This window comes from Micromonospora sp. NPDC023814, from assembly GCF_040639595.1.
Taxonomy (GTDB): Bacteria; Actinomycetota; Actinomycetes; order Mycobacteriales; family Micromonosporaceae; genus Micromonospora.
This window is the reverse complement of record NZ_JBFAAF010000013.1, coordinates 38,844-64,899: the sequence shown is the minus strand read 5'-3', so window position 1 is coordinate 64,899 and position 26,056 is coordinate 38,844. Positions and strand designations below refer to the sequence as shown.

Genomic DNA, 26,056 nt, shown 5'->3' with positions numbered 1-26,056 from the left:
CCCCACCAGCCCAGCCCTACTCCGCCCCACCGGCCCAGCCCTACGCGGCGTCGCCCGGTATGGAGCTGGTCCGGCCGGGACCGCACCCGCCGGTGATGGCGCCCGCGGCCGGGCAGCCGGGCCCGCTGCCGGCCGGCTACCCGCCGCCCGCGCAGGGCGCGGTGGCGGTGCAGATCGGCGAGATCATGGTGAGCCCGCCGGTGATCCGTACGCCGGCCGGCGTGCTGCCGCTCGCCGGCTCCTCCTGGCACGTCGTCGACCACTGGCAGCAGGAGCAGAAGACCGCCACCTGGGCGGTGGTGTGCGCCATCGTCGGCTTCTTCTGCCTGACCATCTTCAGCCTGCTGTTCCTGCTGATCAAGGAGACGCGGCACCACGGCACCGTGCAGATCACCGTGTCGAACGGCGTCCAGCAGTACGTGGCCCGGATCCCCGTCGCGAACCAGGCCCAGGTGCAGCACATCAACAACCAGGTCAACTACGCCCGGTCGCTGTCGAACATGTGACCCGCCCACGGCTCGCGCCGCCCGGCACACCCCCGCCGGGCGGTCAGCCGTTGGCCCGCCCTGCGTGGATGGCGCGGACGGCGTCGATGGTGTCGGCCTCGGCCGCCGTCTTGTCGTCGCGGTAGCGCACCACCCGGGCGAAGCGCAGCGCCACCCCGCCCGGGTAGCGGGAGCTGGTCTGCACCCCGTCGAAGGCGATCTCGACCACCTGCTCGGGGCGGACCCGCACCACCCAGTCGCCGCGCTCAACGGCGAGGGAGAGGAACCGCTCGGTCTGCCAGCGCAGCACCTCGTCGGTCAGGCCCTTGAACGTCTTGCCGAGCATCACGAAGTCGCCGGTGCGCGGGTCCCGCGCACCGAGGTGCAGGTTGGACAGCCAGCCCTGGCGCCGGCCGCTGCCCCACTCCACCGCGAGCACCACCAGGTCGAGGGTGTGCCGAGGCTTCACCTTGACCCACGCGGCGCCCCGGCGGCCGGCGTCGTAGGGGGCGTCGGGCGCCTTCACCACGACCCCCTCCTGGCCGGCGTCGACCGCGGCGGCGAACGCCTCGCCGGCCCGCTCCGGGCCGTCGACCTCCATCCGGCCGACCAGCAGCGGAGGATCGACCGCGGCGGCGAGCGCGGCCCAGCGCTCCCGGCCGGGCAGGTCGATCAGGTCGTTGCCGTCGAGGTGCAGCAGGTCGAAGAAGTACGGCGTCAGCACCGTCTCGCCGGTGGACTCGGCGGCGGCGAGCACGGCCGGGGCGACCGGGGCCCGGCCGGTGGTGCTCGGCGTGGTGCGCCGCGCCGCGCGGCTCGACGTCTCCTGGAAGGGCAGCGGCCGGCCCGTCGCGTCGAGCCCGATCGCCTCGCCGTCGAGCACCAGCTCGCGGGCGGGCAGCGCCCGCACGGCGGCGACCACCTCGGGCACCCGGGCGGTGATGTCGTCGAGGCTGCGGGTGAAGACGGCGATGTCGTGGCCGGAGCGGTGCACCTGGATCCGGATGCCGTCGAGCTTGACGTCGACCACGGCGGGCGTGCCGGTGGCCGCGAGCGCCTCGTCCACCGAGGGCGCGCTCTGGGCCAGCATCGGCGCGAGCGGGCGGCCGACCTGGAGGCCGAAGGCGGCCAGCGCCGGCGCGCCGCCGTCGAGCGCGGCGACCGCGACCGCCCGCAGGTCGCCGGCGAGCAGCAGAGCCCGGCGTACGGCGGCGACCGGCACGTCGGCCGCCCGGGCCACCGCCTCGGCGAGCAGCCCCGCCTGGGCGCCCTGCCGCAGCTCGCCGCTGAACAGGCCGGTCAGCAGCCGCTGCTCGTCGGCGGTGGCGGCGGCGTAGAGCGCGCCGAGCAGCGCCCGGCGGCGGGCCTGCGAACCCGGCCCACGCACCGCCGCGATCTCGTCGATGGCCGCGTCGACGGCGGCCACGGTCAGGGTCGGCTCGGCCGCCGGGGGCGGCAGGTCACGCAGGCTCGCCCAGCCCACCCCGGTCTGCCGCTGGCGCAGCTCGCCGGCCAGCCACCCCGAGCCGGCCGCGACCTCGTCGGGGTCGAGCGACCGCAGCGCCTCGGCGAGCAGCTCCACCTTGGCCCGCCGAGCCCGGGTGGCGCCGACGGCGGCGGAGGTGGCTGCCAGGTCGATGAACCGCACGGGTCCATCCTGCCAGCCACCCCCGACACCACCCGGGCATTGCCGTGCCCGGGCCGTCATCTGGCCGGGCGGTCAGGCCGAGACGGGCTCCTCGATGCGGAGCCCACGGGCGCGGATCCCGTCGGCGACCCGGGAGAGCACCGTGTCGAGCGCGACCAGGGCGGCGGAGAGCTCACCGAGCTGTTCCTTGAGCGTGTCCTCGGGCCACGCGGAGACATCGACGTCCCCCAGAGCGCTGACGGCGGCTTCGAGCCGGCTCATCACCTCGTTCGTACGCATGTTCGAGAGGCTATAACAAGCCCGCGCCCGACACACCGCAAACTCCCGCATCGACCCGGAAGTTACGGTTCCGACACCTAACGCCCGTCGGCGCCCGCCTCGGCGACCTTCTTCAGCAGCAGCGCCTCGGCCAGGCAGACCCGGGCGAACTCGCCGAGGTGCAGGCTCTCGTTCGGACCGTGCGCCCGGGCGTGCGGGTCCTCGACGCCGGTCACCAGGATCGCCGCCCGCGGGAACATCTCCTGGAAGGTGGCGATGAACGGGATGGAGCCGCCGACGCCGATGTCCACCGGGTCGGTGCCGTCCCAGGCGGTCCGGAACGCCGAACGGGCGGCGTCGAACATCGGGCCGGACGCGTCGATGACACACGGGTCACCGTCGTGCTCGAAGGTGACGGTCACCCGGGCACCCCACGGCGCGTGCTTCTCCAGGTGGGCGCGCAGGGCCGCGTACGCCCGCTTGGGGTCGTCGCCCGGCGCGAGCCGTACGCTCAGCTTCGCCTTCGCGGTCGGGACCAGGGCGTTCGGCGCCTCGCCGGTGGCCGGGGCGTCGATGCCGAGCACCGCGAGGGCGGGCTTGGTCCAGAGCCGGTCGGTGATCCGCCCGGTGCCGATGAAGTCCACGCCCTCGCTCAGCCCGGCCTCGGCGCGGAACCGGTCCTCCGGGTAGTCGACGGCCGCGCCCTCCCGGCCGAGCAGGCCGTCGACGGCGACGTCGCCGGCGTCGGTGTGCAGGGTGGCCAGCAGCCGGACCAGCGCGGTCAGCGCGTCCGGCACCGCGCCGCCGAACATGCCGCTGTGCACGGCGTGGTCGAGGGTGCGCACCTCGACGAAGCAGTTGACGATGCCGCGCAGCGAGGTGGTCAGCGCCGGCACGCCGATGTCCCAGTTGCCGGAGTCGGCGATGACGATGACGTCCGACGCGATCTCGTCGCGGTGCTCGGCGAGCAGCCGCTCCAGCGAGTCGGAGCCGTACTCCTCCTCGCCCTCGATGAAGAGGACCACGCCCACCGGCAGCGCGTCCCCGAACGCGCGCAGCGCCGCGACGTGCGCCATGATGCCGGCCTTGTCGTCGGCGGCGCCCCGGCCGTAGAGCCGGCCGTCCCGCTCCACGGGCTCGAACGGGTCCGACTCCCACAGCGACAGGTCGCCCACCGGCTGCACGTCGTGGTGGGCGTAGAGCAGCACCGTCGGCGCACCGGGCGGGGCGGGCTTCTTCCCGATGACCGCCGGCTGGCCGCCGGAGCGCACGATCTTGACGTCGAGGCCGCAGCCGCGCAGCAGCTCGGCCACCGCCTCGGCGGAGCGCTCCACGTGCGAGTGGTCGAAGCCCTCGAACGCGATGCCGGGGATGCGGACGAGGCGTTCCAGGTCGGCACGGACGCCGGGCAGTTCCCGCTCGACGGCGGCCCGGACCTCGGACTCGGACATGATCGGTGTGGTCATGACCGGCATCGTATGCCGGCCTTACCGGTCGCCTCGCCCGAGGCCACGGCCGTCCTGGTCAGGGCCGCCGCACGTAGTAGCGGGCGGCGTCGTGCGGCAGGGTCGGCGCGCCGTCGACCACCAGGTCGGCCCGGGCCTCGGTGCGGTCCGCGGCGAAGTGCGCCCGCTCCCCGAGGTGCCAGCGGCGCAGCTCCGGCAGGATGCCGGAACCGTCCCGCCGCACGGCCCGGGTGAGCCGCAGCGGCGCCGGGGCGGTGACGAAGACGGCGAGGGTACGGTCGGCCGCGACTGCGGCCCGCGCCGCGCTGACCCCCTCCACCACCAGCACCGGGGCGACCGGCACCAGCACCGGACGGGGCAGGAAGGCCCGGCGGACCCAGCTGTACCGGCGGTACGCCCCCGGCCGACCGGCGCGCAGCGGCGCCAGCACGCACTCTTCGAGCCGGGGCCAGAAGGTGAGCTGGTCGTCCCACCCGTCGAGCAGGTCGTCGGTGTGCACCACGGGCGGCCGCCCGGCGCCGGGCAGGCCGGCGAGGGCGTCCGCGAGCCGCGCCGCGAACACGCTCTTGCCCGCGCCGCTCGGCCCGTCCACCACCACGAGCCGGGTCCGCCCCAACCGCGCCGGCCCGGCGAGCACCCGCCGGGCCAACCGGTCGTACGCCTCGACCACCGCCACCGCCACCTGGCCGACGGTAGTGGGAGGCCCGGAGCGGGCCGACGACGGGCGAGCCGCGCGGACGGCCCGTGGGCCGGCACACCGGCATGGCGTCGGGGGCGACCGCCGTGCGGGCACACCGATCGGGGGTCGCCCGAACGAGCGGTCGTCGGGCCGGCCGGGGCGTTCGGCCGGCGGCGCCCCGGACCGGGCGGGATGATCGGCTGGTGTCCCACAGCGTGATGAGTCCGGGCGTCGACGCCCTGCTGGAACAGGCCCGCGCCGGGGTGCGCCGGCTGACCCCGCACCAGACCGTCGAGGCGGTCCGCACCGGGGCGTTGCTGGTCGACACCCGCACCGACGTGCAGCGCCGGGAACAGGGCGACCTCCCGGGTGCCGTCGTGATCGACCGGACGGTGCTGGAATGGCGGCTGGACCCGGCCAGCGCCTGGCGGATCCCCGAGGCCACGGGTTACGACCGGCGGATCGTCGTGGTGTGCCGGCACGGCTACGCCTCCAGCCTCGCGGTGGCGAGCCTGCGGGCGCTCGGACTGCACCGCGCCACCGACATGATCGGCGGCGTGCAGGCGTGGCGCGAGGCGGGGCTGCCCATGTCCGGCCGCCCGGCCGACATCCGCTACTGACTCGGACCGGCGGGTCCGATCCGAATGGTCTGGGTCCGCCACCCACCGTCCGGCCACTGTCGAGCTGCCCCGTCCATGGGACCAGCATCGGTGGCGCGAAGGTGCGCGGCGCAGGCACGGCACCCAAGCCCACAGGCCCGTTTCGACACGGACGTGCGCGGGGGCGGGGCGTGTCAGGGGGCCGGTGGGGCGCCGGGTGGGATGAAGGGGAGGTCGGCCGGCGGGCCGGTCTCGACGAGGCGCCAGAGGGCGTCGGTGTCCAGGTGCTCCTCGACCAGGTCGCCGAGCAGGTCGAGGGAGCGCTCGCGGGCGGCGGCGAACGACGTGTCCGGCGCGACCCGGAAGCCGGACCGGCCGGCCAGCCGGGCCACCTCGGTCAGGAAACGGCGGCGGAATTCGTCGGACTCGAAGGCCCCGTGCCAGTGGGTGCCGTGCACCGTGCCCGCCACCGCGCCCTCGCCGCTGCCGTCAGCGCAGGTCAGCAGCGGGATAAGCGTGGGATCGGCGTGCGAGACGTAGCCGTGGTGGATCTCGTAGCCACGGACCGGGACGTCGCCACCGGCGGTCCCGACCGACTGCCGGACGGTCTTGCGCGGGTCGAAGGTGACCTCGATCGGCAGCAGGCCCAGCCCCGGCACGCTCCCCTGCCGGCTCTCCACCGGGTCGTGGATGGCCCGGGCCAGCATCTGGAAGCCGCCGCAGATGCCGAGCAGCGGCCTGCCCGCCGCCGCGTGCGCCAGCACGGCGTCGGCGAGCCCGGCCTCCCGCAGCCAGGCCAGGTCCGCCACCGTCGACTTCGAGCCGGGCAGGACGACCAGGTCGGCGGCGGCCAGCTCGGCCGGCTCGACGGTCAGCCGCACCCGTACGCCGGGCTCGGTGGCGAGCGCCTCGACGTCGGTGGCGTTGCTGATCCGGGGCAGCCGGACCACGGCGACGTCCAGCCAGTCGGTGCCGCGCGGGGCGGCCGGCCGACCGAGCACCCGCCCGTACGCGAGCGAGTCCTCGGCGTCGAGCCAGAGGTCGAGCGCCCAGGGCAGCACCCCGTACGTCGGCCGACCGGTGACCCGGTGCAGCATGTCCAGCCCGGGCCGGAGGAGCCCGAGGTCGCCCCGGAACTTGTTGATCACGAACCCGGCGATCAGCGCCTGGTCGGCCGGGTCCAGCAGGGCGACGGTGCCGAACATCGAGGCGAACACCCCGCCCCGGTCGATGTCGCCGACCACGATCGTGGGCAGGTTGACGTGCCGGGCCAGGCCCATGTTGACGTAGTCGCCGGCCCGCAGGTTGATCTCCGCCGGGCTGCCCGCTCCCTCGCAGATCACCACGTCGTACGCCTCCCGCAGCTCGGCGAGCGCCGCGTACGCCGTCTCGGCGAGGCGGGGCCGCAGCTGGCGGAAGTTGCCGGCGGTGACCGTGTCGACGGCCTCGCCGAGCAGCACCACCTGGCTGGCGAGGTCGCTGCCCGGTTTGAGCAGGACGGGGTTGAACCGCAGGTCGGGGGCGAGCCCGCAGGCCGCCGCCTGCATCGCCTGGGCCCGGCCGATCTCGCCGCCCCGGCCGTCTGCGCCGACGACCACGGCCGAGTTGTTGGACATGTTCTGGGCCTTGAACGGCGCCACCTTCACGCCCCGGCGGTGCAACCACCGGCAGATGCCGGCGGTGAGCACGCTCTTGCCGGCGTCGGAGGTCGTGCCGGCGACCAGCAGCCCGCCGCTCACCGGCCCCTCCCCCGCCCCGCCGTCACCGCGACGCGGCGACCGATGGCGCCCGCCAGCCGACCGGTGGCGCCCACCAGCGGGCCGGCGACGCTTCGATTCCCGCCGCGCTGCCCGAGGATGCCCTGCCCGGTGTCTGGCCGCCGCAGCACGTGCCGCACCACGGCACCCCGGCCGAGGGCGCGGCGGCCGGCGGCGGTCACCAGGCGACCGACGGTCAGCGGGTAGGCGGCCGCCAGACCGAGCGCGGCCAGCCCGACCGCGCCCGAGATCCGGGCGGCCCGCTTCAGGTGCCGCGCTTCGGGCCGGGGGCCGTCGCCGAGGAACGGCCGCACCTCCGAGCGGCCGAAGTAGACGTTGCGCCCGCCGAGCCGTACGCCGAGGGCGCCGGCCATCGCGGCCTCGCACTGCCCGGCGTTCGGGCTGGGGTGGTCGTCGCGGTCCCGGCGCCACACCCGCCAGGCGCGTTCCCGGTCGCCGTCGGCGGTCGGCGCGACGGCGATGGTGAGCAGCCCGGTCAGCCGCGCGGGCACCAGGTTGAGCAGGTCGTCGAGGCGGGCGGCCGGGGTGCCGAACCGGGCGTAGCGGGGCGAGCGGTGCCCCACCATCGCGTCGAGGGTGTTCGCCGCCCGGTAGCCGAGCAGGCCGGGCAGGCCCGCGACCGCGCCCCAGAGCAGCGGGGCGACGACGGCGTCCGACGTGTTCTCGGCGACCGACTCCACGGTCGCACGGGCCAGCTCGGGCTCGTCGAGCGCCGACGGGTCCCGGCCGCAGAGATGACCGAGTCGCTGCCGCGCCGCCGGCAGGTCGCCGTCGCGCAGGGCCCGCCCCATCACGGTGGCCTCGTGCCGCAGGGTACGCCCGCCCAGCACCGTCCAGGTCCCGGCGGCGACCAGCGCCGCCCGGGCCACCGGCCGGTGTCGGGTGGCAACCGTCGCGGCCACGCCGAGCAGGACCGGCGCGCCGACCGCCAGCGCGGCGAACGTCGTACCGGCGCCCCTGTCCGGGCGGTAGATCCGCCGCTCCAGGGCTCCGGCGGCGCGGCCGAAGCCGGCCACGGGGTGGTAGCGGCGGGGGTCGCCGAGGAGCGCGTCGAGGGCGTACCCCGCGACCAGTCCCGCCGCGGTCGCCACTGGCGTCGCCTGTCGCACCCGCCATCACCTCCGGCCGGCCAGCCTAGCCGAGCGCCTTCCCGCGCTCGGGCGGGAGCGACCGGTCCTCGCGGGCCAGCGACCGGGCGGCCCGCTGACAGGGACCGTGCCACGCCGGCAAGGCCCGCCGACAGGGGCGGACCGTCCGGGCCGCCCGGGCCGGCCGGCGCCGTGCCCGCCGACAAGGGCGCCGGGCAGGGCCGTGCCCGCCGACAGGGGCCGCCGACAAGGGCCGTGCCACGCCGACAAGGGCCGTGCTCACCGGCAGGAGTCGCCCGACCGCCACGGGCCGCGCCCGACCGCTGCCGGAGGACGCGCCCGCCGACCGGCCGGGGTCGCCGGACCGGGGCGCGGGAGACACGCGGGGTGACGACGGCGCGGCCGCGTCACCCCGCCCCCGTCGTGTCGCCCGGGCCCGCCCGGTCACGCCGGCTGCGGCACCCGCCCCCGACCCCGTCGGCCGCGCCCGTTCGGGGTGAGGCCCGTGTCGGTCTCCTCGGGGTGCGAGCCCGCTGGCGCGTCGGACTCCTCGGGCACCGGCGTCGGGTCGCCGGCCTCCGGCGCGGGGCCGTCGGGGTCCTCGTCGCGGCTGCCGTCCGCCGGGTCGTCGAAGGGGTCGAGCGAGTCGTCGAAGCCGGCGTCGGCCGGCAGGCCGGGGCCAGCCCCGGACGGGCCGAAGTCGGGCAGCTCGAACCCGTCGTCGAGCAGCCGGCCGTCGGGCCGGGCGGGGGCGTCCTCGTCCGGCACCGGCTCGGTCGCCTCGCCGTGCACCCGGTGCTCGGCCTCCGCGTCCTCGACGGTGCTGGTGGTCATGCTCGGCCGGTTGCGCATGAACCGGCCCCGGCCCCGGGACAGGTCGTGACCGACGGCGACCGCCTCCAGCTCGTAGAGGGTGCGGTGGTTGCCGGCGTCGTCGGTCCAGTCGCGGGTGTAGAGCCGCCCGCAGACCACCACCGGGTCGCCGACCATCACCGAGGCGGCCACGCCCTCGGCGAGCTTGCGCCAGCAGTTGACGCGGACGCGCAGGCTGTTGCCGTCGACCCAGCGACCGCTGTCGCGGTCGAGCCGGCGAGCGGTGGAGGCGACCTTGAAGTTGGCCACCAGGGTGTTGCTCTGGGTGGTGCGGCGCCACTCCGGGGCCGTCAACACGTTGCCCACGATCGTGACGTAGGTGTCGAACATCGTCCCTCCAGGGGAGATCGGGCTTGCCATCGCGAGTCGACTCGGTGTCGAGCCTGGGCCGTCGGGCACGACCGGCGCCACCGTCGCCCGCCGGCCTGTGGACAGCCGGACCACCTGTGGACAAAGACCTGATCAAGGTCCCGGTGTGCTAGGGCCGAGCGGCCCTGGGGGCAACCACGGCGTCCGGCCGATGATCGGGGTACCGGAGAGGTCACGTTCCGGACGGAAGGCGGCGGGGTATGGATTCGATCAACCGCACCGCCGACAGCACGACAAACGAGAGGTCAGCGATCATGGAGATGACCAGCACCGCAACCGCCTTCGTCTCCGGCCAGGTGCGGCGATGAGCGCCGTCGCCAACCCGGCCACCGTCGCCGAGTGCCTGCGGGTCGGCGCCGGGTTCTCCCAGGGCGACCGGAACTGGATCGCGGAGCAGTTCGCCACGCTGGACGCCCGGCTGGCCGGGTTCCACGCCGACGCCACCGAGCTGGAACTGTCGGTGAAGGACCGGGAGGCCAAGGGACAGAAGGTCACCCTGGAGTGTTGGATCGCCGGCCGGCAGAAGATCGTCACCACGTCCGCCGAGGAGGACCTGCACGCCGCGCTCAACGACGTCCGGGACGACCTGCGGCGGCGCCTCAACGACGCGAAGACCAAGCAGGAGCCGCGGCACAACAAGCACCTGCGGGACGTCGGCCAGCCGGCCGCCGAGACCGGAACCGGGAGCGACCCGGACACCGACCCGGCCCGCGCCGAGGTGGAAACGGTCTGAGGCGTACGCCCGAGGCCCCGTCCGCGGTGCGGGCGGACGGGGCCGGGGCACGGCGGGCTACCGCCCGGTAGCTCGCCGGCGTACCGTCGCGTTCGTGGAACCGGACGTGCTGGGCCCGCCGTACGAGCGGCAGACGATCGACCTGGGCACCGACGACGAGGGGCCGGTGGTGGCCACCCTGGTCCGTCGCCGCGCCGACCGCCCGACCAGGCGGGCCGTGCTCTACACGCACGGCTTCACCGACTACTTCTTCCAGGCCCACCTCGGCCACTTCTTCGCCGAGCGGGGGTGGGACTTCTACGCCGTCGACCTGCGCAAGCACGGCCGGAGCCTGCTGCCCCACCAGACCCCGAACTTCTGCCGCGACGTCAGCGACTACTTCCCGGAGCTGGACGCCGCCGCGAAGATCATCCGCGAGGACGACGGGCACGACACCCTGCTCGCGATGGGCCACTCCACCGGCGGCCTGATCATGCCGCTCTGGGCGCACGCCCGCCGCGACGCCGGGATCATCGACGGGCTCTTCCTGAACAGCCCCTTCTTCGACATCAACGCCCCCTGGGCGGTACGCCGGCCGCTCGCCGCCGCCGTCGCCCCGCTGGGCCGCCGCGCGCCGCGCCGTGTCCTGCCGTTCGGGCTGGGCACCGTCTACAGCCAGACCATCCACGCCGACCATCACGGCGAGTGGAACTACGACCTGGCGTGGAAGCCGCTCGCCGGGTTCCCCGTCCGGGCCGGTTGGCTGAACGCCATCCGCACCGCCCAGCGGCAGCTCCGCGCCGGGCTGGACATCCTGGTGCCGGTGCTGCTCGCCTGCTCGACCCGCTCGTTCAAGGGCACGAAGTGGCACGAGTCGGCCGCGCTCGCCGACGCCGTCCTCGACGTCGAGCACATGGTCCGCTGGGCGCCCCGCCTCGGCCGGCACGTCACCGTGGCACGCTTCGACGGCGGCATGCACGACCTCACGCTCTCCGGCCCCGCCGTACGCGAGAAGGTCTTCGCGGAGGTCGGGCGCTGGGCCGACGCGTTCTTCGACGCCGGGCCGACGGTCCGCGACGGGGAGCGGCCACCGGCAAGCCGGCGGCCCGCAGACGGGGCCGACCAGGCCGCAGAGGCCGACCCGGCGGGCGTGCCCGCGCAGGGCGGCTGAGCCGGCGGCCGACGCACCCTCACACGGCGGCGACGGCCTCGCGGATGCGGTCGAAGGTGGCCAGCGGGTGACCGCCGTCGCGGGCCGGCAGGACGAGTCCCAGGCACCGCAGGCCCACCTCACCGTCGCCGGCCTGGACACCGAACACCGGCGCGCCGACGTAGCCGAGCGGCAGTTCCGCGGTGATCCGGACAGCGTCGCCCACGCGCGTCACCCGCTCGATCGCCACCTCCAGCGGCCGGGCGCCGTCCGCGCCGGCCCCGTGGGCGAGCACGATGGCCGAGCCCGGCTCCGCGCCGATCCGGGCGATCGCGTCCCGGTCGGCCGCGATCCCGTCCGGCACCTGCTGGGTACGCCACCGCCAGCCCTCGCCGTCGGCGTGCTCGTGCAGGCCGCCGGTGGGCATGACGGCGACGCCGAGATCCCCGCGATGGTGCCACCGCGCGGCGTAGTCCGGCAGGGCCACGGCGTCCGCCGACACCCCGGCCGGCTCGGTCACGCTCGCCCGCAGCCCGATCTCCCCGGCCGGGGCGTGGGTGAGGGCGTCGGCGGTCAGCAGGTACTCCCGCCCCTGCCCGGTGAAGAAGAACGCTGTGCCCTCGTCCCGGCCGCCGTCCGCCGGCCCGGCGTCGGTCCGGCGGATGGGCAGGATCGCGCGGCCGAGGAGCTGGCACAGCTCGTAGGCGACGTCGTTCTCGGTGTCCGGGTCAAGCAGCACCAGCCGAGGGTACGACCCGCCGGTCGCCGGGCCGCGCCGACGGCGGAACCCGGGTGACCTCCGCCGGGGGTGCGTGCGACCCTGATCGATGACGTGGGACGCGACCACCCGTTCCACCGGCCACCCCGCGGTCGGCGGTACCCTTCTGGCGCGACACGTACGCCGCGCGCCCGTAGCTCAGCGGATAGAGCAGGGGACTTCTAATCCTCGGGTCGCAGGTTCGATCCCTGCCGGGCGCACTACCAGCACAAACGGAGATCGGAGCGGACCGTAGGGGTTGCTACAGCGGTACCGGGGCAGAGTATTCTGCCCCCCTGACCCTAGCGCTGTAGCACCTTGGGGAGGCCCACCGCATGGACGCGAACGAGCTGCACCTGACGTCGTACGAGAGATACCACCGCACCAAGCGCACCTCCCCCGACACCGTCAAGAGCTACCTCATCACCCTCCAGCAGCTCGCCGAGTTCCGGCCCGGCCTGCCCATCGTCGACCTCGGCCGCGAAGACCTAGAGGAGTTCCTCATCGCCGCCGCCGTGGTCAACGCCTCCGCCACCGTCCACAAGAAGTTCCGCAACCTGCGCGCCTTCTACCGGTGGTGCGAGGCCGAAGAGATCATCGACAAGTCGCCGATGACGCGCATCGCCGAACCGAAGGTCACCAGCAAGCCGGTGCCGATCGTGCCCGACGACCAGATCGCCGCCCTACTCAAGGCGTGCAACGGCAAGGAGTTCGGTGACCGGCGCGACACTGCGATGATCCGCCTGTGGTGCGAGGCCGGGTCCCCGCGGGTGTCGGAGATGGTTGGCATCCGCGTCGACGACCTCGACATGCGCCACGACAAGGTCACCCTCCACGGCAAGGGCGACAAGATCAGGGTGATCCCGTTCGGCGCGAAGACCGGACAGGCCATCGACCGTTACCTGCGGGTCCGCGCCCGACACAAGGACGCTAACAAGCTGGAGTCGCTCTGGCTCGGCCAGCTCGGCGGCGCACTCACCACCTCCGGCGCCTACCGGCTGCTTGAGCGCCGCTGCCGTGAGGCAGGTATCCCCCGGATCCATCCGCATAAGCTGCGGCACCTGGCCGCGCACCTGTGGGCCGATGCCGGCGGCAGCGAGGGCGACGCGATGGCGCTGTTCGGGTGGAGCAGCGCGGAGATGCCGCGCCGCTACGGCCGTTCGGCCCAGGTGGAGCGTGCACATAGAGCGGCCCGCCGGGTTTCCCAGGCGGACCGCTTCTAGGCCACAGTGTGACCGAGGTTGCCTATCAGTTCTCCGGGGGCACAACGTAGAGGCCGGGCGCCGGCGGCCGGTTCTCGTTGACGGCCTGGCGGAGCTGAAGCTCAGCGTCGGCGTCGGCCACACCGATGACGTCGGCCATGTCCCGGCGGACGGCAGCCATGTCAACGGCCATCTGCCGGAGGAGCTGCATCTGCTCGGCCTGCCGGTTCGCCAAGTCGGTGATGCGGTGCGCCAGGTGCTCCTGCCGGTCGTACTGCTCACGCAGGCGCGCCTGGATGGTCTCGCCCATGCTGCGCAGAGCCTGCTGGTTGCGGTGCACTCGGTCGCGGAAGAGCACGATGATGACGGCAATCCAGGCGATCGCGGTACCGGCGACCAGCAGCAGCATGGTCGTATGGGTGACTGCGGGGACGTTGCGGACTTCCTCGATGACCGCGAGGACGATGGTGGCTGCCAGGAAGAGTAAGGCGACGCACAGGGTGGCGGCGAGGAGAAGCGACATGCCCCCGGTCCGGTTGGCTGCGGCGCAGTAGAGGCCGGCCCTGGATGAGGTGGGCAGCTGGAGTTGTCCGGTGGTTCCGTCGATGTCAGTGTCGTCTTGGATGCGTTCGCCGGGGTCCGGAGGGTTCCCCGTGGCGGTCGTCATGCTTGCCCTCCCTGGGGGGATGGGTTCGTACGCGTGTACGACTCACAGCTCAATGATTAGCGAAACCTTAACGGTGATCTTTCCCGCACGAAAGCCTGTCACGGGGATCAATTCCCACGGTAAGGACTCCCACGCTTACGACACTGCGGATGACTCACGCAGTGTTACGACGTCCCCGAGACCGCAGGCGAGCAGAACGGCGGTACGGCTCCAAGTACTGGTCCAAGAACGCGGCGATGGCCTTGCGCTCCACTTCGGGCAGCGGCGAGCTGTCAGCTAGAAGCCCGTCGATTTCGCGCGCGAGCGGGTGACCGACCACCTTCGGCGGCTCAGGGGCTGCCTCCAGGCCGAGATCCTCAGGCCGAACCCGGCAGGCGAGGACGAGGAGGTCACGCAGCGGGGCCTTGATGACGGGCGCGAGCTTCTCGAGGCTCTTCACGCTGGGCTGCTCGGCACCGGAGAACCACTTCGAGTAGACGCCCGGCTTGATGCCGGTGGCGCGGGCGAGGTCGGCAACGCTCTCGATGTGCAGGTCGGCGGTGACTGCACGGCGCAGTACGTACGACCGGAACGCTGATCCGGCCTCGGGACCCCACGCTTGGGTGCTCACGTGCACGAACCCTATGGCATTTCGTGGACGAAAGCGAGCCACCCCCCTACCTACTGACCGATAGGCGACTACCTGTTCGTCTGCTGGCGCGATCATGAACGCAACTCTATATGGAAGTTTCGCGCGAGAAAGTCAGCCGAACGGATGACCCCTTCGTGTGTTGCTTTCGCGATGCCACAGCGCTAGCGTCGTTTCGTGCTCGAAACACAAGGCCGGCAGACCCCCGACCAGCCGCGCGTTCGACTCCGCCTCGACCAGATCGACCGGATCACCACAGCGCTCGGCCACACCACCGACTCCGACCGCGCCGCGTTCCTCGGCATCAGCCCCGCCGCACTGTCGAAGATCCGCAACGGCGTCAACGCACCCAGCGAGAAGACCATCGCCGCCATCTGCTCCGCGCTCCCCCGGGTGCCCTTCGAGCGGCTCTTCGTCATCACGACCACCGAATCGGAGGAGAAGGGATGAACCACGCAACCGCAGGCCGCATCGGCGCCCACAAGCGGTGGGGACGGACCCCCGACCGCAGCGCCGCCACCGAGCCGGCCCGCAAGGCCGCCGCCGACAAGTGGCTCCGCGAGATCCAGGTCGAGTTCCCGGATCTCGACCTGGCCACCCAGCAGCAGATGGCCGACAGCCGGCGACGCGAACACATGATCCGCATCGCCCAGCTCCCCCGCCGCCGCAAGGCCGCCTGAGACCCCGTCCGGGCCGCCCGGCCCGAGACGAAACCAGCCCCCCGCATCCAGGCAAGGACGTAGCGGAGGGCCGACCGACAGGAGTATCCCCCATGACCGACATGGTCACCGCCCCCACCCCCGAGAGCTGGATCTTCACGTTCGGCTCCGGGCAGAAGCACGACGGCAAGTACGTCGTCATCCCCGGCACCTACAGCGAGGCCCGCGCCGAGATGCTGCGGCACTTCGGCAACGCCTGGTCGTTCCAGTACGCCGCCGTCGACCGGCCCGCCCTCGACGAGGTCGGCATGGTCGAGCTGCTCCGCCTGGAGTGGCCGACGCCGGCCGAGGACGCCATCACCGAGGCGCTGCGCGGCCCGTGGCTCGCGGTCCTCGCGGACCGTACCGGTGCCGTCTACCCGACGTACGCCGAGGCCGCGAAGGTCCTTTTCGACGACACGGAGATGACGATCCAGGTCGTCCGTGACAGCGCCGAGCCCGTCGACGACGAAGACGCCGAGGGCATGCGCCTGCCCCAGCAGTACTTCGCCGGTGACCTCATCTTCGAGATCGACGCCTTCCTGGTCGACGAGGAGGACCCGGCGCTCGGTGCGAAGGCCCGGTACGCGCAGGCCCAGGCCATGGCCGACGGCCTCAACGCTGCTGGCGGCACCCGATGAGCCCCGTCGACCGCGGCCAGGCCGCCGCCGAGCTGCACGCCTACGCGGACGCGGTTGCCGCCGGCACCGCCACCGTCCCCGCTCTCCGGGTCGTCACCGACGTCAACGGGCACCGGCTCCGCGTCCTGCCGCGTGCGGTGCACAACGTGCTCTGCCGGTGGCGGGTGGCCAGCCCGCAGGACACCGTGCCCGTCGTGCTCGGCTGCGCCGGCTGCGGCTTCTGCTACCCCCGCGAGGGCGGTGAGTCCCGGTGAGCGCCCCGCTGGACCTGGCCGGCATCGCCGCCTGGGTGTCCCGGCCCGGCGCCACCCCCGCCCCCACCGCCGGCGACCCCGACCAGTACCCGCACACCCCGTGGCACCCCCGCGTCGTCGACGGCTACCTGCCCGGCGACCTGTCCACCGACGTGTGCGACGCCACCCGCGACCTGATCGAGCTGGCGTTCGCGCCGGTCCTGGACCTGCGGGAGGTGGCGTGATGCTCTTCGGCGACCTCACCCACCGAGTCGGCGTCACGTTCGTCGACGACGGCAGCCCCTACAACCCCGCCGGCACCCGCCCCGCCCTCACTGACGACGAGCACGCCGCATGGGTGCTCCACAAGTACGGACAGGCGGACGCCGACCACCTCGCCGCCCTCCACGCCGCAATCTCCGGCCGGCACGGCTGGCACCGGCGTGCCGCGAGCGGATACGCCCAGCACGCCATCTGCCGCCGCAACGGCATCACCAGCATCGTCTTCCGCTCCCGCGCGGAAGCCGGCTGGCGGTGGCAGGTGTGGCGCGACGGCGACCACCAAGCTGTCCGATCGGCTCGGGGGCCGGTAGCGGCGACCGCCGAGGAGGCGGTGCGTCTGGCCGATGAGCTGGCGGCCAAGACGCGGGCGGTGGCGTGATGGCCGTCTTCGCGATCCACCACCGGCCCAAGCCCGCCGACAGGCCCGTCAACACCACCGCCGACTACTGCGGCCTCTGCTGGACGCCGCCCCGCCGCGAGCACGGCTTCGCCTGCCCCGCCGTCGCGCCCCGCCCGTCGCCCGTCTTCCGCGGCCTGCTCCACGCGTTGCCGCTCGCTGTCGCCCTCGACGCCATCCTGCTGGCCCTCCTGATCTGGAGCCTCCGATGACCACCAAGAGCCCCACCACCGAGCACTCCGCCGCCGCCCTCGACCCGGCCGCCTGGTGCCGCGACCGCGCACGCAACTACCGCTACTACGAAGAGTCCGAGCTGGCCATGTACCCCAGCAACGACCACCGCGACGCCTCCCTCGTCGAGTGGACCGTCCGCGCTCTCGGCAACGCGGACCTGGAGGACTCCCCCCGGCTCCTGGCCGTCATCGCCGCGCAGCACCACCTGGAGCTGAACCCGACCGGCAGCGTCGAGTGGCTGCAGCACCGGGTCAAGGAGCTGACCGCCGAGCTGGAGCAGACCCGCGCCGCCCTCACCGAGTCCCGCACCCAGGCCGCCACCTACGCCAACGAGGTCGGCCGGCTCACCGCCAAGGTGGCCGACCTCGGGATGTTCAAGACCCGGTACTTCGAGGTGCAGGAGGTGCTCGACGAGGCGCTCGGCACCGAGGAGGAGGACGGGTCCGGTGAGGGCATCGTCCAGGACGTCCGCCTACTCGCCCAGCAGCGCGACGCCCTGCGGCCCGTGGTCGAAGCCGCGAAGGCTTGGGCCGACCGGTACGGCACCACCGGGGACGAGTACCACCTCGCCGCCACCGCACTGTTCGCGGCCGTGAAGGCGCTCCCGAACGACCAGGAGCCCTGCGGCATCTGCTCCGGCTACGGCTGCCCCGACTGCCGCGAGGACGAGTCCATCGACCCGCAGGGCGCCGGCTGGACGCAGGGCGACAACTTCCACGCGGACCGGTCGGAGGTGTCGGCGTGACCACCACCCCGCACCGCATCAGCCCCGTCCGCTGGATCCTCGCCGACCTCGCCACCACCGTCTTCGGCCCCGACCACCCCGGCGCCGACGACACCTGGCTCGCCGACCTCCGCACCACCACCAGCCGCCCCGACCTCACCACCACCGCACACATCCCCACCATCCGGCAGGCCGCCGCCGCCATCGCCGACGTCCCCTACCGGCCCGTCGTCGACGAGCACCTCGGGCTGCTGCACATCGGCCCCCAAGAGCCCGCCCACATCCACGACCAGCTCGCCGCCGTGAACGGCATCAACACCGGAGGTGCGCTGTGAGCACCGCAACCCTCACCCGACGGCCCGCGCCCAGCGACTCCAACTGGCGGCTCCGCGGCCTCTGCCTCTACGTCGACCCCGACACCATGCACCCCGACGACCGCGACCGGTGGGGCCAAGCGCAGGCCAAGGACGTTTGCAAAGGCTGCCCCGTCGCCGAGCAGTGCCTCGACGACGCCAACCGGGTCGGTGACTTCGAGGGCATCCGCGCCGGCCTCACCGGCAAGGAACGGCGAGCCCTCGACAACGCGCCCGCCACGAAGCCGTGCCACGACTGCGGCGAGGACTTCGCGCCGCGCACCGGCGCCACCGTTCGCTGCACCCCCTGCGCCCGCACCCACCACTACCGCAGGACCGCCCGATGAGCGCCGTGGACCTGCGCGTCACCGGCAAGCGGTGCACCTACTGGCTCGCCGCCGAAGGCCGCCACTGCGGCAGCCAGGTCGGCGTCCGCGCCTTCATCCAGGGCCCCCGCTGCCCCCTCCACGACCCCAACGTCACCACCGGAGGCCAGCCGTGACCACGGACATCAAGCAGCTCGCCCCGTACGAGTGCGTTACCTGCGACCTGCCGGAGTCCCACTGGAACGCGTTCGACCCGCTCTACATCTGCGGCGGCAGCCAGCGCCCCGACTGCACCCGCCACGACCTGAACGAAGAGGTCACCCGCAAGCACGCCGAGGTGTGGGCATGACCGCCCCCGCCACGACCCGACGCATCACGCCCACCGCCGTGCGGATCCTGCCCGCCGACGCCCCCCGCGACGAATGGCTGGCGTCCCGCCGCAACGGCATCGGATCCTCCGACGTCGCCGCCATCCTCGGCGTCGCCGACCACAACACCGCCGTCCACGTCTACCGCGACAAGCGCGGCGAGCTGGTCGACTACGCCGGCGAGGCCGCCTTCTGGGGCACCGTCCTCGAGGAGCCCGTCGCCCGCGAATGGGCCCGCCGCAACCGGTCGGTCATTCAGCGCGTCGGCCTCGTCGCCCACGTCGACGAGCCGTGGCAGATGGCCACCCTTGACCGGCGCGTCGCCGAATGCCCCCTGAACCGGGATGTGCGCACGGCGTGCGCCCTCGAGGTGAAGTGCCGGTCGGCGTTCAAGGCCAGCCGGTGGCGCTCCGACGTCCCCGACGACGTCCTCGCTCAGACCACCTGGCAGATGCGGGTGACCGGATACGACCACGTCCACGTCGCCGTGCTGATCGGCGGCAACGAGTTCAAGCAGACCGTCGTGCACCGCGACGAGCGGATGGAGGCGTACGTCCTGCGGGAGGTCCGCCGCTTCCGCGACGAGCACCTGCTGGCCGGCGTCGAGCCCGCCTGGGACCTGAGCAAGGCCGCGGCGCTGTTGGAGATGGACGCGCTCGCCCACCCCGACCGGGTCGGCGAGATCAGCGTCGCCGACGTCGGCGAGGTCATCGAGTATGCCGAGGTGTCCGCCCGCAAGGGTGCCGCCGACCGGGCGTTGAAGCGCTCCCGGGCCGCCCTCGCCCGCCTCGCCGCCGGCGCCCAGGCCGTCACGTTCGGCGGCGAACTTGCCTACGACTTCATCCCCGTCACGAAGCGCGACGTCGACATGGAGCGCCTCGCCGAGCGCTGGCCCGACGCGTACGCCGACGTCGTGACCGAGAAGACCCACCACCAGATCCGCATCGCGCCGGACTTCCGGCGGACAGGAGAGTTCCAGTGAGCAAGCTCCGCGAGCGTGTCGAGCAGGCCGACGGCTGGCCCACCGCGGCCGAGCCGGGTGCCGGCCCCGCGCCGGCCGAGACGCCCGAGCGGCCGACCATGCAGATGGCCCCGCTCGAGGACGTCAACTACGACGGCAACGAGATCCACGACGCCGAGGCCGTGCCCGTCCAGGTCGCCTTCGCCCGGGTCATGAGCGACGTGCAGAGCATCGGCAAGAAGGACCAGCGCGCCGACTCCGGCGGCCGGTACGACTTCCGCGGCGTCGACCGGGTCGTCAACGCGGTCGGGCCGGCGCTGCGCCGCCACGGCGTGCTGATGCTGCCGTCGCGGCTGCTCTCCGTCGAGTACGTCGAGGCCCGCACCTCGGGCGGCAAGGCCATCCAGGAATGCCGGGTCCAGGTCGAGTGGACCGTGATGGGCCCGAAGGGCGACACGCTGCCCACGACGATCCAGTCCGCCGGGCAGGCCACCGACACGCAGGACAAGGCCACCGCGAAGGCCATCAGCGTGGCGCAGCGCACCGTGTTCCTGTCGGCGCTGCACATCCCCACGCAGGACCCCGACATCGACCGCGGGCATGAGCGGGGCGACCGGCCGGCGCCAAAGGCCGCCGACTACCGCGACGAGATCACCGACCCGCGGACCTCGCTGGGCCGGCTGCGGCAGATCCGGGTGGAGTTGCAGCAGCACCGCCTCGCCACCGCGCGGGTGACCAACGAGGTCGGCGAGGAAGAGGCCCTGCTGGACATGGTCGACCGGGTCGGCCGCCAGCGCCGGGAGGTCGAGCAGTGACCGCCACCGCCATCCGTCCCGACACCTGCACCGCCGCCAAGCACGGCACCGCCAGCGCCTACACCGCCCACCGCTGCCGCTGCCCCGAAGCACGCGAAGCCTGGCGGCTCTACAACAAGCGCCGCCGCGAAGGCCGCAACCCCATCCACCTCGTCGTCAGCATCGGCCCCACCCGCCGCATCCGCGCCCTCGTCGCCCTCGGCTGGAACTTCCGCGAACTCGCCCGCCGCGCCGGCTACTCCCGCCGCACCGTCCAAGACGTCGCCTACGCCCGCCGCGCCGTCATCACCGTCCACACCGCCCGCTGGGTGTCCGACCTGTACGAGCGGCTGTCCGGCACCCCCGGCGGCTCCAAGTACGCCCTCGTCGTCGCCGCCCGCTACGGCTGGGCCCCGCCCGCCGCATGGGACAACATCGACGACCCCAACGAGCAGCCCAACCTCGGCGGCGAGAACGACGACCTGGTCGACGAGGTCGCCGTGCGGCGCGCGCTCGAGGGCGAACGCATCCGCCTCACCGACGCCGAGAGGGTCCACGCCTTCCGCGTCGGCCTCGCCTGCGGATTGCCCGCCAGCCGGATCGCCAACCGCCTGCACCTCTCCGGCAGCCACGGACGCCGCATCGTCCGCGAGCTCGAAACCCAGGCCGCCTGATGACGGCCCGCCCTGACACCGGAACCGGCCGGGACACCCGCGCTCACGTCGCGGCAGGGCGCCACACCACGACCGCAACGACCACCAAGGAGGACCCGATGCGCACCACCTCCACCCAGCCGGCCAACCAGCCGATGGACGAATACCACGCCCTCCTGGCCGAGCGGTTCGGCCCCATCGACGCCATCGCCCGCGAGCGGTCCGCCACCCCCGCCGAACTCATCCGGCTCCCGCAGCGGCGCCGCGCCGAGCGGAGGGCCGCGGCATGAGCGCCGCCACCGTCGACTGCCCGCTCTGCGGCTTGACCGTGCTGATCCGAGAGCCGGACCCAGTCGCCGCGGTGGTCGCCGCCGCCGACGCCCTCGACCAGCACATCAACGACCACCACCAGCCGGGGGAGGGGAGGTGATGTCAGTGCCCTGCTTGCTCGTCGTCGGCGTGGGCCTCTTCGTACGCCTCGATCGTGTCGAGGTGCTCGCGGCACAGTCTCCGGACGTGCTCCCGGGTGTATCCGGAGAGCCTCGCGACCTCGGACTGGCGTCGGTGGTCGACGAGCACGGCGTGCACAACCGCCTCAACGAGGTCAGTACGGCGGGCGTTGGCGGTGTCCTGCGCGCGCTTGTAGGCGCGGGCAGCGCGGACTACGGGGTCTTCGCTCATGGTCGTGAGCCTCCCACAACACCGATGTGGCCTACAAGGTAGGCATCATTCTGTCACGTCGTGAGGCCACATCATGTGGCATACTGAAGATCGCTAGACACCCATTCAAGCTGGGGGACCAGTGCCACGGATCCGCTCCATCAAGCCCGAGTTCTTCACCTCGGAAGTCATCGCCGCGCAGCCACTCTCCGCGCGGCTCACCTTCATCGGGCTGTGGACGCACGTCGACGACAACGGCGTCACCGTCGACAACCCGAAGCTCATCACGGCTGCGCTCTGGCCGCTTGAGGACGACCCTCGCGAGACTCTCGCGAGAACCTCCGGAGACCTCGCGAGCCTCTCCACGGCCGGTTTAATCCAGCGCTACGAGGTCTCCGGACGCCGCTACCTGTTCATCACGAACTGGGACGAGCACCAGCGCGTCTCCCACCCGAGTAAGCCGCGCTACCCCCGGCCGCCCGCGCCGCTGACCTGCGAAGACGTATCCGACCCGGAACCCTCCCGAGAGCCTCCGGAGAGCCTCGTGAGTCCTCCGGAGAGCCTCGTCCCTGAGCAGGGAGCAGGGAGCAGGGAGCAAGGAACAGGGAGCAGGGACATCGCGGGCGCAAGCGCCCGGCGTACCTCCGCCCACGCCGACGCGGAGTTCGAGAAGTTCTGGACCGCGTACCCCCGCCACGAAGCCAAGGCAGCCGCCCGCAAGGCATGGGACAAGGCGATCAAGCGCGCCACCCCCGACGCCATCACCGCCGGAGCCGCCCGCTACCGCGATCAGCCCGGCCGGGAGCCGCAGTACACCGCCCACGCGGCCACCTGGCTCAACGCCGACCGCTGGACCGACGAGCCCGCCCCGGCCCGCCGCAGCAACGACCGGGCCACCGGCGCGAACCGGCACATCGACCGGCGCGGCGACAACCCGTTTGCCGGCGGCGCCAACGCCACGTACGCCAGCCAGACCCCCAGGAGCGCCTGATGACCGCCACCTCTCTCCAGGCCGCACTCAGCGCCACCGCGACCGACCGCAACGGCCGCCGCATCGGCGACTGGCCAGCCCGGGTCGCCGCTCACGCCCCCGCCGTCGCTGCCCAAGACGACGCCGCCCACGCCGCCCGCCTCGCCGAAGCCGACGCCGCCGAGATGGCAGCCATGCGCGCCCGCCAAGCCGCGAACCGGGCCATCGTCTACACCCGCCGCCGACCCACCCGCTACGCCGCCGCCAACTACGACCTGCTCACCGCCGAGCAGAACCCCGCCGGGAAGATCGCCCGCTGGTGGGACGCCGGCCCCCGGTCCCTCGTCGTCGCTGGCCCCGCCCGTACCGGCAAGACCACCGCCGCCTACGCCATCGCCAACGACGTCCACTCCCGCGACATCTGGGTCATGGCATGGACCGCCGCCGACCTGTCCGCCGCCCTCAAGCCCGACAGCGACGAACCCCTCGCCTACGACTACGCCACCACCTGCCCGCTGCTGCTGCTCGACGACCTCGGCCGCGAACGCGTCACCGACTGGTGGCTGGAGCAGCTCCAGCGCATCGTCGACGCCCGCTGCGCCAACGAGCGACGGCTCATCGTCACCACCAACAGCGGCGGCAGCGCCGACCAGGCGTACGACGAACTGGTCGCCCGCTACGGCCACCCGATCGTCGAGCGGCTCATCGACGGCGGCGGTGTCCTCGTTCTCGACGGGCCTGCCGTGCGCCAGGTGGTGACCGAGTGGTGACCCGCCTCGACCCCGAGCAGGTCGAACGCAACGAACGCGGCATCGCTGCCTGCCGGGCCGTCGTCGGCGAAGTGCTCGCCCGCCGCGACCAACCGGAGCCGGAGAAGCCGCTCACCCGCTCCGACGAGCTGCTCGCCGCAGCCCGCGCGGAAGCCGCCCGCCAGCGCGACACCCTCGCCCGCCTCCGCCGCCAGACACCCGCCCTCCGCCGACAGGAGACCCAGCCATGACCCAGCCCACCCCCACCACCGTCCAGCTCGCCCGCACCCCCGCCGTCCCGCCCATGATCGCCGAGCCGCTCCTGCCCGGCCTCGCCGCCGTCCCCCACCTCGACAGCTACAACCAGCTCACCCGACTCGTCCTCACCGTCCACACCGCCAGCGGCACCGCCATCGGCGGCCTCTGGTGCCCCGACTGCCGCCGCCGCAACCTCACCCACCTCACCGGCGTCGACTGGACCCGCCCCCTCGACCAGCTCGCCACCGACCCCGCTGTCGCCGCCGCCGGCAACGCCGACCACGATGCCTCCGCCGCCTGCACCGCCGACGACCACGACTGCGGCACCGGACACTGCCTGCCCTGGGACGAACACCGGCTGATCCTCGCCGCCCACGCACGGCAGGTCGACGTCCTCAACGCCCGCATCGCCGACCTCACCGCCCATCTCAACCGGGCGGAGGTGCCGGCATGACCCGCCTCACCGTCACCCTCTGCGGCAGCCTCACCCGCGCCGCCACCGACCTCGCCCGCGTCCACCGCGCCCTCGCCCTCGCCGGCCACCTCGTCCACGCCCCCTGCCCGCCCCTGCCCGGCGAGGCCGCCATCACCGGTGAGCAGCTCGACCGGCTCACCGAGCGGCACTACGAAGCCATCCGCCAGTCCGACCTCGTCATCGCCGTCATCCCCGACGGACGACCGGGCAACGCCACGCACTACGAGATGCGATACGCGAAGCACTTCGGCAAGGCCGTCCGATGGGTCACCGACGTGGACGCCCTCGTCGGCGACGTGGCCGCCTGGCTCGACGGGGCGGAGGTGCCGGCATGAGCGCGTCACGCCGCAAAGGCACCGCCCTCGCCGACCGCCTCTTCGCCCGACTCGTCGATCGACCCTCCGGCTGCCGCGAGTGGACCGGATACGTCAACACCACCGGCTACGGCCAGATCAGCCGCGGAACCGGGCTCGGCCTGATCGGCACCCACCGGGCCGCATGGGAGATCGCCAATGGACCGATCCCGGAAGGCATGCACGTCTGCCACCGCTGCGACAACCGGCTCTGCTGCAGCCCCGAGCACCTCTTCCTCGGCACCCCAGGAGACAACATCGCCGACATGGTCGCGAAGGGGCGCGCACGCGGAGCCGAAGGCGTGACCAACCACAACGCCAAGCTCACCGCCCAACAGGTGGCTGAGATCCGCGAGCGGTACCTCCCGCCGGCCAAGCGGGGCGGGGGATACCGAAGCAACGCGCAGGAACTCGCCCGCGAGTTCGGCATCACCCGCCAGTACGTCACCCAGCTCGTCAGCGGCACATGGAGGAAGTCGGCGTGAACAGGAACAAGGCTCGCGGCACGGCCTGGGAGTCGGCCATCGTCGACTACCTCACCGCCAACGGCGCCACCCAGACCGAACGCCGCGCCCTCTGCGGCACCAACGACCGCGGAGACATCGCAGGAATACCGGGGTTGGTGATCGAGGCGAAGAACGAGAAGCGCATCGACCTCGCCGGCTACGTCACCGAAGCCGAGCAGGAGCGGGTCAACGACGGCGCCCGCATCGGCCTCGCCTGGGTGAAGCGGCGCGGCAAGACCAGCCCGGGTGACGCGTACGTGGTGATGACCGGCGCGAACCTGCTGCGGCTGCTGGTCGACGCCGGCTACATCCGCGAGCCCGCGCCGGTGGTGGCTGAGCCTTGGCCGCCGTGCGCGGTCTGCGGCAAGCCGTCCACCACCGCCGACGGAATCGTCGGCGCCCACCTCTGCGACAACAACGACTGCCTCACCGCCGCCTACGACAAGGCGTACGAGGCCCGGGCGGAGGTGGCGTGATGGGCCGCTGGGAAACCCTCACCCCCCACACGCAGGCCGCCGTCGTCGTCTGCCTGCGCGGCTGGCTCCAGCTCGGCGACGACCCGCTCATCGAAGCCGCCCTCGCCACCCTCGACCCGCACGGCGTCGAGCCCGCGCCGGTGGTGCCGTACCAGGCCGGCCACCGCGGCGACACCACCGACACCCACCTGCCCACCGAGGAGACGTCGTGATCCTGGACCTGTACGCCGGCGCCGGAGGCTGGGACCGGGGCGCGAGCACCCTCGGCCTCGACACCGTCGGCCTGGAAATCTGGCACGACGCGTGCGTCACCGCCGTCCGCGCCGGCCACCCCCGCATCCGCTGCGACATCGCCACCTACCCGACCGCCCCGCTCGCCGGCAAGACCGCCTGCGACAGCGGCACCACGGTCGACAACCGCCTCGGCGAACTGAGCGAGGACGGTGGCCAGGACCAGACGATCGCCACCCTCACCGCTCTCCGCATCGCCCCGTCCCGGCTCTGTGGTCACTGCTTCAGCGCCCGCATCCGCCACACCTACAAGACCCGGTGCGCTGCCTGATGACCGAACTCACGCCAGGTGACT

40 protein-coding genes, 1 tRNA gene and 2 pseudogenes are annotated in these 26,056 nt (G+C 73.3%); 32 read left to right on the top strand and 11 right to left on the bottom strand.

The features are described 5' to 3' along the window. A pseudogene (locus tag AB0G14_RS09860) lies at positions 1 to 506 on the top strand (hypothetical protein); the annotation flags it as partial. Positions 507 to 549: 43 nt separating this feature from the next. Here the strand turns inward: AB0G14_RS09860 and AB0G14_RS09855 are convergent. The 4 genes and pseudogenes from AB0G14_RS09855 to AB0G14_RS09840 all read right to left on the bottom strand — a co-directional run. Next, positions 550 to 2,133 carry an ATP-dependent DNA ligase gene (locus AB0G14_RS09855; protein WP_357695598.1) on the bottom strand — a complete coding sequence of 528 codons (1,584 nt, stop codon included), beginning with the start codon at positions 2,131 to 2,133 and terminating at the stop codon, positions 550 to 552. Between the two features lie 72 nt (positions 2,134 to 2,205). Continuing rightward, the gene (locus AB0G14_RS09850) at positions 2,206 to 2,412 is read right to left on the bottom strand and encodes a hypothetical protein (RefSeq protein ID WP_357695595.1); all 207 of its coding nucleotides are present in this window, start codon (positions 2,410 to 2,412) and stop codon (positions 2,206 to 2,208) included. A 77-nt stretch (positions 2,413 to 2,489) separates the two neighbouring features. Then, positions 2,490 to 3,842, bottom strand: coding sequence for a dipeptidase (locus tag AB0G14_RS09845; protein ID WP_357695725.1), 1,353 nt, complete (start codon positions 3,840 to 3,842; stop codon positions 2,490 to 2,492). Then, a pseudogene (locus tag AB0G14_RS09840) lies at positions 3,835 to 4,539 on the bottom strand (hypothetical protein); the annotation flags it as partial. The gene AB0G14_RS09845 and the pseudogene AB0G14_RS09840, both read right to left, overlap by 8 nt. A 215-nt stretch (positions 4,540 to 4,754) precedes the next feature. Between AB0G14_RS09840 and AB0G14_RS09835 the strand changes: the two are divergent. Then, complete coding sequence (locus tag AB0G14_RS09835; protein ID WP_357695723.1) at positions 4,755 to 5,156, top strand: rhodanese-like domain-containing protein; 402 nt, start codon at positions 4,755 to 4,757, stop codon at positions 5,154 to 5,156. A 173-nt stretch (positions 5,157 to 5,329) separates the two neighbouring features. Here the strand turns inward: AB0G14_RS09835 and AB0G14_RS09830 are convergent, their stop codons facing one another. The 3 genes from AB0G14_RS09830 to AB0G14_RS09820 form a co-directional block, all read right to left on the bottom strand. Next, positions 5,330 to 6,874: a cobyric acid synthase gene (locus AB0G14_RS09830; protein WP_357695593.1), complete on the bottom strand. Its 1,545-nt coding sequence runs from the start codon at positions 6,872 to 6,874 to the stop codon at positions 5,330 to 5,332. Continuing rightward, on the bottom strand, positions 6,871 to 8,004 hold the full coding sequence (locus AB0G14_RS09825; protein WP_357695721.1) for a cobalamin biosynthesis protein: 1,134 nt from the start codon (positions 8,002 to 8,004) through the stop codon (positions 6,871 to 6,873). Before AB0G14_RS09825 ends, AB0G14_RS09830 begins: the two co-directional genes overlap by 4 nt. A gap of 441 nt (positions 8,005 to 8,445) precedes the next feature. Then, on the bottom strand, positions 8,446 to 9,204 hold the full coding sequence (locus AB0G14_RS09820; RefSeq protein ID WP_357695591.1) for a single-stranded DNA-binding protein: 759 nt from the start codon (positions 9,202 to 9,204) through the stop codon (positions 8,446 to 8,448). Positions 9,205 to 9,547: 343 nt separating this feature from the next. Here AB0G14_RS09820 and AB0G14_RS09815 point away from each other — a divergent pair, with 343 nt between their 5' ends. Continuing rightward, the gene (locus tag AB0G14_RS09815; RefSeq protein ID WP_357455741.1) at positions 9,548 to 9,976 is read left to right on the top strand and encodes an HPF/RaiA family ribosome-associated protein; all 429 of its coding nucleotides are present in this window, start codon (positions 9,548 to 9,550) and stop codon (positions 9,974 to 9,976) included. A 94-nt stretch (positions 9,977 to 10,070) separates the two neighbouring features. After that, positions 10,071 to 11,126, top strand: a complete 1,056-nt coding sequence (locus tag AB0G14_RS09810) for an alpha/beta hydrolase (protein ID WP_357695589.1) — start codon at positions 10,071 to 10,073, stop codon at positions 11,124 to 11,126. Positions 11,127 to 11,145: 19 nt separating this feature from the next. Here the strand turns inward: AB0G14_RS09810 and AB0G14_RS09805 are convergent, their stop codons facing one another. After that, the gene (locus tag AB0G14_RS09805; protein WP_357695587.1) at positions 11,146 to 11,844 is read right to left on the bottom strand and encodes a hypothetical protein; all 699 of its coding nucleotides are present in this window, start codon (positions 11,842 to 11,844) and stop codon (positions 11,146 to 11,148) included. A 166-nt stretch (positions 11,845 to 12,010) separates the two neighbouring features. Here AB0G14_RS09805 and AB0G14_RS09800 point away from each other — a divergent pair. Both AB0G14_RS09800 and AB0G14_RS09795 read left to right on the top strand, forming a co-directional pair. Next, a tRNA-Arg gene (locus AB0G14_RS09800) sits at positions 12,011 to 12,083 on the top strand. 114 nt (positions 12,084 to 12,197) lie between these two features. Continuing rightward, positions 12,198 to 13,085, top strand: a complete 888-nt coding sequence (locus AB0G14_RS09795) for a tyrosine-type recombinase/integrase (RefSeq protein WP_357695585.1) — start codon at positions 12,198 to 12,200, stop codon at positions 13,083 to 13,085. 25 nt (positions 13,086 to 13,110) lie between these two features. Here AB0G14_RS09795 and AB0G14_RS09790 read toward each other — a convergent pair whose 3' ends face one another. Both AB0G14_RS09790 and AB0G14_RS09785 read right to left on the bottom strand, forming a co-directional pair. Continuing rightward, entirely contained in the window at positions 13,111 to 13,731 is a 621-nt protein-coding gene (locus tag AB0G14_RS09790) for a hypothetical protein (protein WP_357695582.1), read from the bottom strand. A gap of 154 nt (positions 13,732 to 13,885) precedes the next feature. Further along, a complete protein-coding gene (locus AB0G14_RS09785; RefSeq protein ID WP_357695580.1) occupies positions 13,886 to 14,341 on the bottom strand; it encodes a helix-turn-helix transcriptional regulator in 456 nt (151 codons plus the stop codon). Positions 14,342 to 14,536: 195 nt separating this feature from the next. Here AB0G14_RS09785 and AB0G14_RS09780 point away from each other — a divergent pair, with 195 nt between their 5' ends. From AB0G14_RS09780 to AB0G14_RS09700, 17 genes are all read left to right on the top strand, one after another. Next, entirely contained in the window at positions 14,537 to 14,809 is a 273-nt protein-coding gene (locus AB0G14_RS09780; RefSeq protein ID WP_357695578.1) for a helix-turn-helix transcriptional regulator, read from the top strand. Continuing rightward, positions 14,806 to 15,039 carry a hypothetical protein gene (locus AB0G14_RS09775; protein WP_357455762.1) on the top strand — a complete coding sequence of 78 codons (234 nt, stop codon included), beginning with the start codon at positions 14,806 to 14,808 and terminating at the stop codon, positions 15,037 to 15,039. Before AB0G14_RS09780 ends, AB0G14_RS09775 begins: the two co-directional genes overlap by 4 nt. 92 nt (positions 15,040 to 15,131) lie before the next feature. Beyond that, entirely contained in the window at positions 15,132 to 15,698 is a 567-nt protein-coding gene (locus AB0G14_RS09770) for a hypothetical protein (RefSeq protein WP_357695576.1), read from the top strand. Beyond that, positions 15,695 to 15,952, top strand: coding sequence for a hypothetical protein (locus tag AB0G14_RS09765; RefSeq protein ID WP_357695573.1), 258 nt, complete (start codon positions 15,695 to 15,697; stop codon positions 15,950 to 15,952). The genes AB0G14_RS09770 and AB0G14_RS09765 overlap by 4 nt, the downstream gene beginning before the upstream one ends. Then, the gene (locus AB0G14_RS09760; protein WP_357695571.1) at positions 15,949 to 16,176 is read left to right on the top strand and encodes a hypothetical protein; all 228 of its coding nucleotides are present in this window, start codon (positions 15,949 to 15,951) and stop codon (positions 16,174 to 16,176) included. The genes AB0G14_RS09765 and AB0G14_RS09760 overlap by 4 nt, the downstream gene beginning before the upstream one ends. Next, a complete protein-coding gene (locus AB0G14_RS09755) occupies positions 16,176 to 16,592 on the top strand; it encodes a hypothetical protein (protein ID WP_357695569.1) in 417 nt (138 codons plus the stop codon). The genes AB0G14_RS09760 and AB0G14_RS09755 overlap by 1 nt, the downstream gene beginning before the upstream one ends. Beyond that, entirely contained in the window at positions 16,592 to 16,822 is a 231-nt protein-coding gene (locus tag AB0G14_RS09750; protein ID WP_357695567.1) for a hypothetical protein, read from the top strand. The genes AB0G14_RS09755 and AB0G14_RS09750 overlap by 1 nt, the downstream gene beginning before the upstream one ends. Beyond that, positions 16,819 to 17,589, top strand: a complete 771-nt coding sequence (locus tag AB0G14_RS09745; protein WP_357695565.1) for a hypothetical protein — start codon at positions 16,819 to 16,821, stop codon at positions 17,587 to 17,589. The genes AB0G14_RS09750 and AB0G14_RS09745 overlap by 4 nt, the downstream gene beginning before the upstream one ends. Continuing rightward, complete coding sequence (locus AB0G14_RS09740; protein WP_357695563.1) at positions 17,586 to 17,903, top strand: hypothetical protein; 318 nt, start codon at positions 17,586 to 17,588, stop codon at positions 17,901 to 17,903. Before AB0G14_RS09745 ends, AB0G14_RS09740 begins: the two co-directional genes overlap by 4 nt. Then, positions 17,900 to 18,268 (top strand): WhiB family transcriptional regulator, encoded by a 369-nt coding sequence (locus tag AB0G14_RS09735; RefSeq protein ID WP_357695561.1) that lies wholly within the window; start codon positions 17,900 to 17,902, stop codon positions 18,266 to 18,268. The genes AB0G14_RS09740 and AB0G14_RS09735 overlap by 4 nt, the downstream gene beginning before the upstream one ends. After that, complete coding sequence (locus AB0G14_RS09730) at positions 18,265 to 18,423, top strand: hypothetical protein (RefSeq protein WP_357695559.1); 159 nt, start codon at positions 18,265 to 18,267, stop codon at positions 18,421 to 18,423. The genes AB0G14_RS09735 and AB0G14_RS09730 overlap by 4 nt, the downstream gene beginning before the upstream one ends. After that, positions 18,420 to 18,596 carry a hypothetical protein gene (locus AB0G14_RS09725; RefSeq protein WP_357695555.1) on the top strand — a complete coding sequence of 59 codons (177 nt, stop codon included), beginning with the start codon at positions 18,420 to 18,422 and terminating at the stop codon, positions 18,594 to 18,596. Before AB0G14_RS09730 ends, AB0G14_RS09725 begins: the two co-directional genes overlap by 4 nt. Beyond that, positions 18,593 to 19,597 carry a lambda-exonuclease family protein gene (locus tag AB0G14_RS09720; RefSeq protein ID WP_357695553.1) on the top strand — a complete coding sequence of 335 codons (1,005 nt, stop codon included), beginning with the start codon at positions 18,593 to 18,595 and terminating at the stop codon, positions 19,595 to 19,597. Before AB0G14_RS09725 ends, AB0G14_RS09720 begins: the two co-directional genes overlap by 4 nt. Then, entirely contained in the window at positions 19,594 to 20,391 is a 798-nt protein-coding gene (locus AB0G14_RS09715) for an ERF family protein (RefSeq protein ID WP_357695551.1), read from the top strand. The genes AB0G14_RS09720 and AB0G14_RS09715 overlap by 4 nt, the downstream gene beginning before the upstream one ends. Beyond that, positions 20,388 to 21,044, top strand: coding sequence for a hypothetical protein (locus tag AB0G14_RS09710; protein ID WP_357695548.1), 657 nt, complete (start codon positions 20,388 to 20,390; stop codon positions 21,042 to 21,044). Before AB0G14_RS09715 ends, AB0G14_RS09710 begins: the two co-directional genes overlap by 4 nt. A gap of 98 nt (positions 21,045 to 21,142) precedes the next feature. Next, on the top strand, positions 21,143 to 21,313 hold the full coding sequence (locus AB0G14_RS09705) for a hypothetical protein (protein WP_357695546.1): 171 nt from the start codon (positions 21,143 to 21,145) through the stop codon (positions 21,311 to 21,313). Further along, positions 21,310 to 21,453: a hypothetical protein gene (locus tag AB0G14_RS09700; RefSeq protein WP_357695544.1), complete on the top strand. Its 144-nt coding sequence runs from the start codon at positions 21,310 to 21,312 to the stop codon at positions 21,451 to 21,453. Before AB0G14_RS09705 ends, AB0G14_RS09700 begins: the two co-directional genes overlap by 4 nt. 2 nt (positions 21,454 to 21,455) lie before the next feature. Here AB0G14_RS09700 and AB0G14_RS09695 read toward each other — a convergent pair whose 3' ends face one another. Beyond that, a complete protein-coding gene (locus AB0G14_RS09695; protein WP_357695542.1) occupies positions 21,456 to 21,704 on the bottom strand; it encodes a hypothetical protein in 249 nt (82 codons plus the stop codon). A gap of 121 nt (positions 21,705 to 21,825) precedes the next feature. On the opposite strand from AB0G14_RS09695, the gene AB0G14_RS09690 reads away from it, so the two are divergent. Genes AB0G14_RS09690 through AB0G14_RS09650 form a run of 9 tightly spaced genes read left to right on the top strand, consistent with a single transcriptional unit; the run spans position 21,826 to position 26,032 of the window. Then, complete coding sequence (locus AB0G14_RS09690; RefSeq protein WP_357695540.1) at positions 21,826 to 22,674, top strand: hypothetical protein; 849 nt, start codon at positions 21,826 to 21,828, stop codon at positions 22,672 to 22,674. Next, complete coding sequence (locus AB0G14_RS09685; RefSeq protein ID WP_357695538.1) at positions 22,674 to 23,423, top strand: ATP-binding protein; 750 nt, start codon at positions 22,674 to 22,676, stop codon at positions 23,421 to 23,423. The genes AB0G14_RS09690 and AB0G14_RS09685 overlap by 1 nt, the downstream gene beginning before the upstream one ends. Next, positions 23,420 to 23,653 carry a hypothetical protein gene (locus AB0G14_RS09680; RefSeq protein ID WP_357695536.1) on the top strand — a complete coding sequence of 78 codons (234 nt, stop codon included), beginning with the start codon at positions 23,420 to 23,422 and terminating at the stop codon, positions 23,651 to 23,653. Before AB0G14_RS09685 ends, AB0G14_RS09680 begins: the two co-directional genes overlap by 4 nt. Continuing rightward, complete coding sequence (locus AB0G14_RS09675) at positions 23,650 to 24,114, top strand: hypothetical protein (protein WP_357695534.1); 465 nt, start codon at positions 23,650 to 23,652, stop codon at positions 24,112 to 24,114. Before AB0G14_RS09680 ends, AB0G14_RS09675 begins: the two co-directional genes overlap by 4 nt. Beyond that, the gene (locus AB0G14_RS09670) at positions 24,111 to 24,470 is read left to right on the top strand and encodes a hypothetical protein (RefSeq protein ID WP_357695532.1); all 360 of its coding nucleotides are present in this window, start codon (positions 24,111 to 24,113) and stop codon (positions 24,468 to 24,470) included. Before AB0G14_RS09675 ends, AB0G14_RS09670 begins: the two co-directional genes overlap by 4 nt. Beyond that, the gene (locus AB0G14_RS09665; protein WP_357695529.1) at positions 24,467 to 24,973 is read left to right on the top strand and encodes an HNH endonuclease signature motif containing protein; all 507 of its coding nucleotides are present in this window, start codon (positions 24,467 to 24,469) and stop codon (positions 24,971 to 24,973) included. Before AB0G14_RS09670 ends, AB0G14_RS09665 begins: the two co-directional genes overlap by 4 nt. Then, the gene (locus AB0G14_RS09660) at positions 24,970 to 25,470 is read left to right on the top strand and encodes a hypothetical protein (protein ID WP_357695527.1); all 501 of its coding nucleotides are present in this window, start codon (positions 24,970 to 24,972) and stop codon (positions 25,468 to 25,470) included. Before AB0G14_RS09665 ends, AB0G14_RS09660 begins: the two co-directional genes overlap by 4 nt. Further along, positions 25,470 to 25,682 carry a hypothetical protein gene (locus tag AB0G14_RS09655; protein WP_357695525.1) on the top strand — a complete coding sequence of 71 codons (213 nt, stop codon included), beginning with the start codon at positions 25,470 to 25,472 and terminating at the stop codon, positions 25,680 to 25,682. Before AB0G14_RS09660 ends, AB0G14_RS09655 begins: the two co-directional genes overlap by 1 nt. After that, positions 25,679 to 26,032, top strand: coding sequence for a hypothetical protein (locus tag AB0G14_RS09650; protein ID WP_357695522.1), 354 nt, complete (start codon positions 25,679 to 25,681; stop codon positions 26,030 to 26,032). Before AB0G14_RS09655 ends, AB0G14_RS09650 begins: the two co-directional genes overlap by 4 nt. The last annotated feature ends 24 nt before the right edge of the window (positions 26,033 to 26,056 follow it).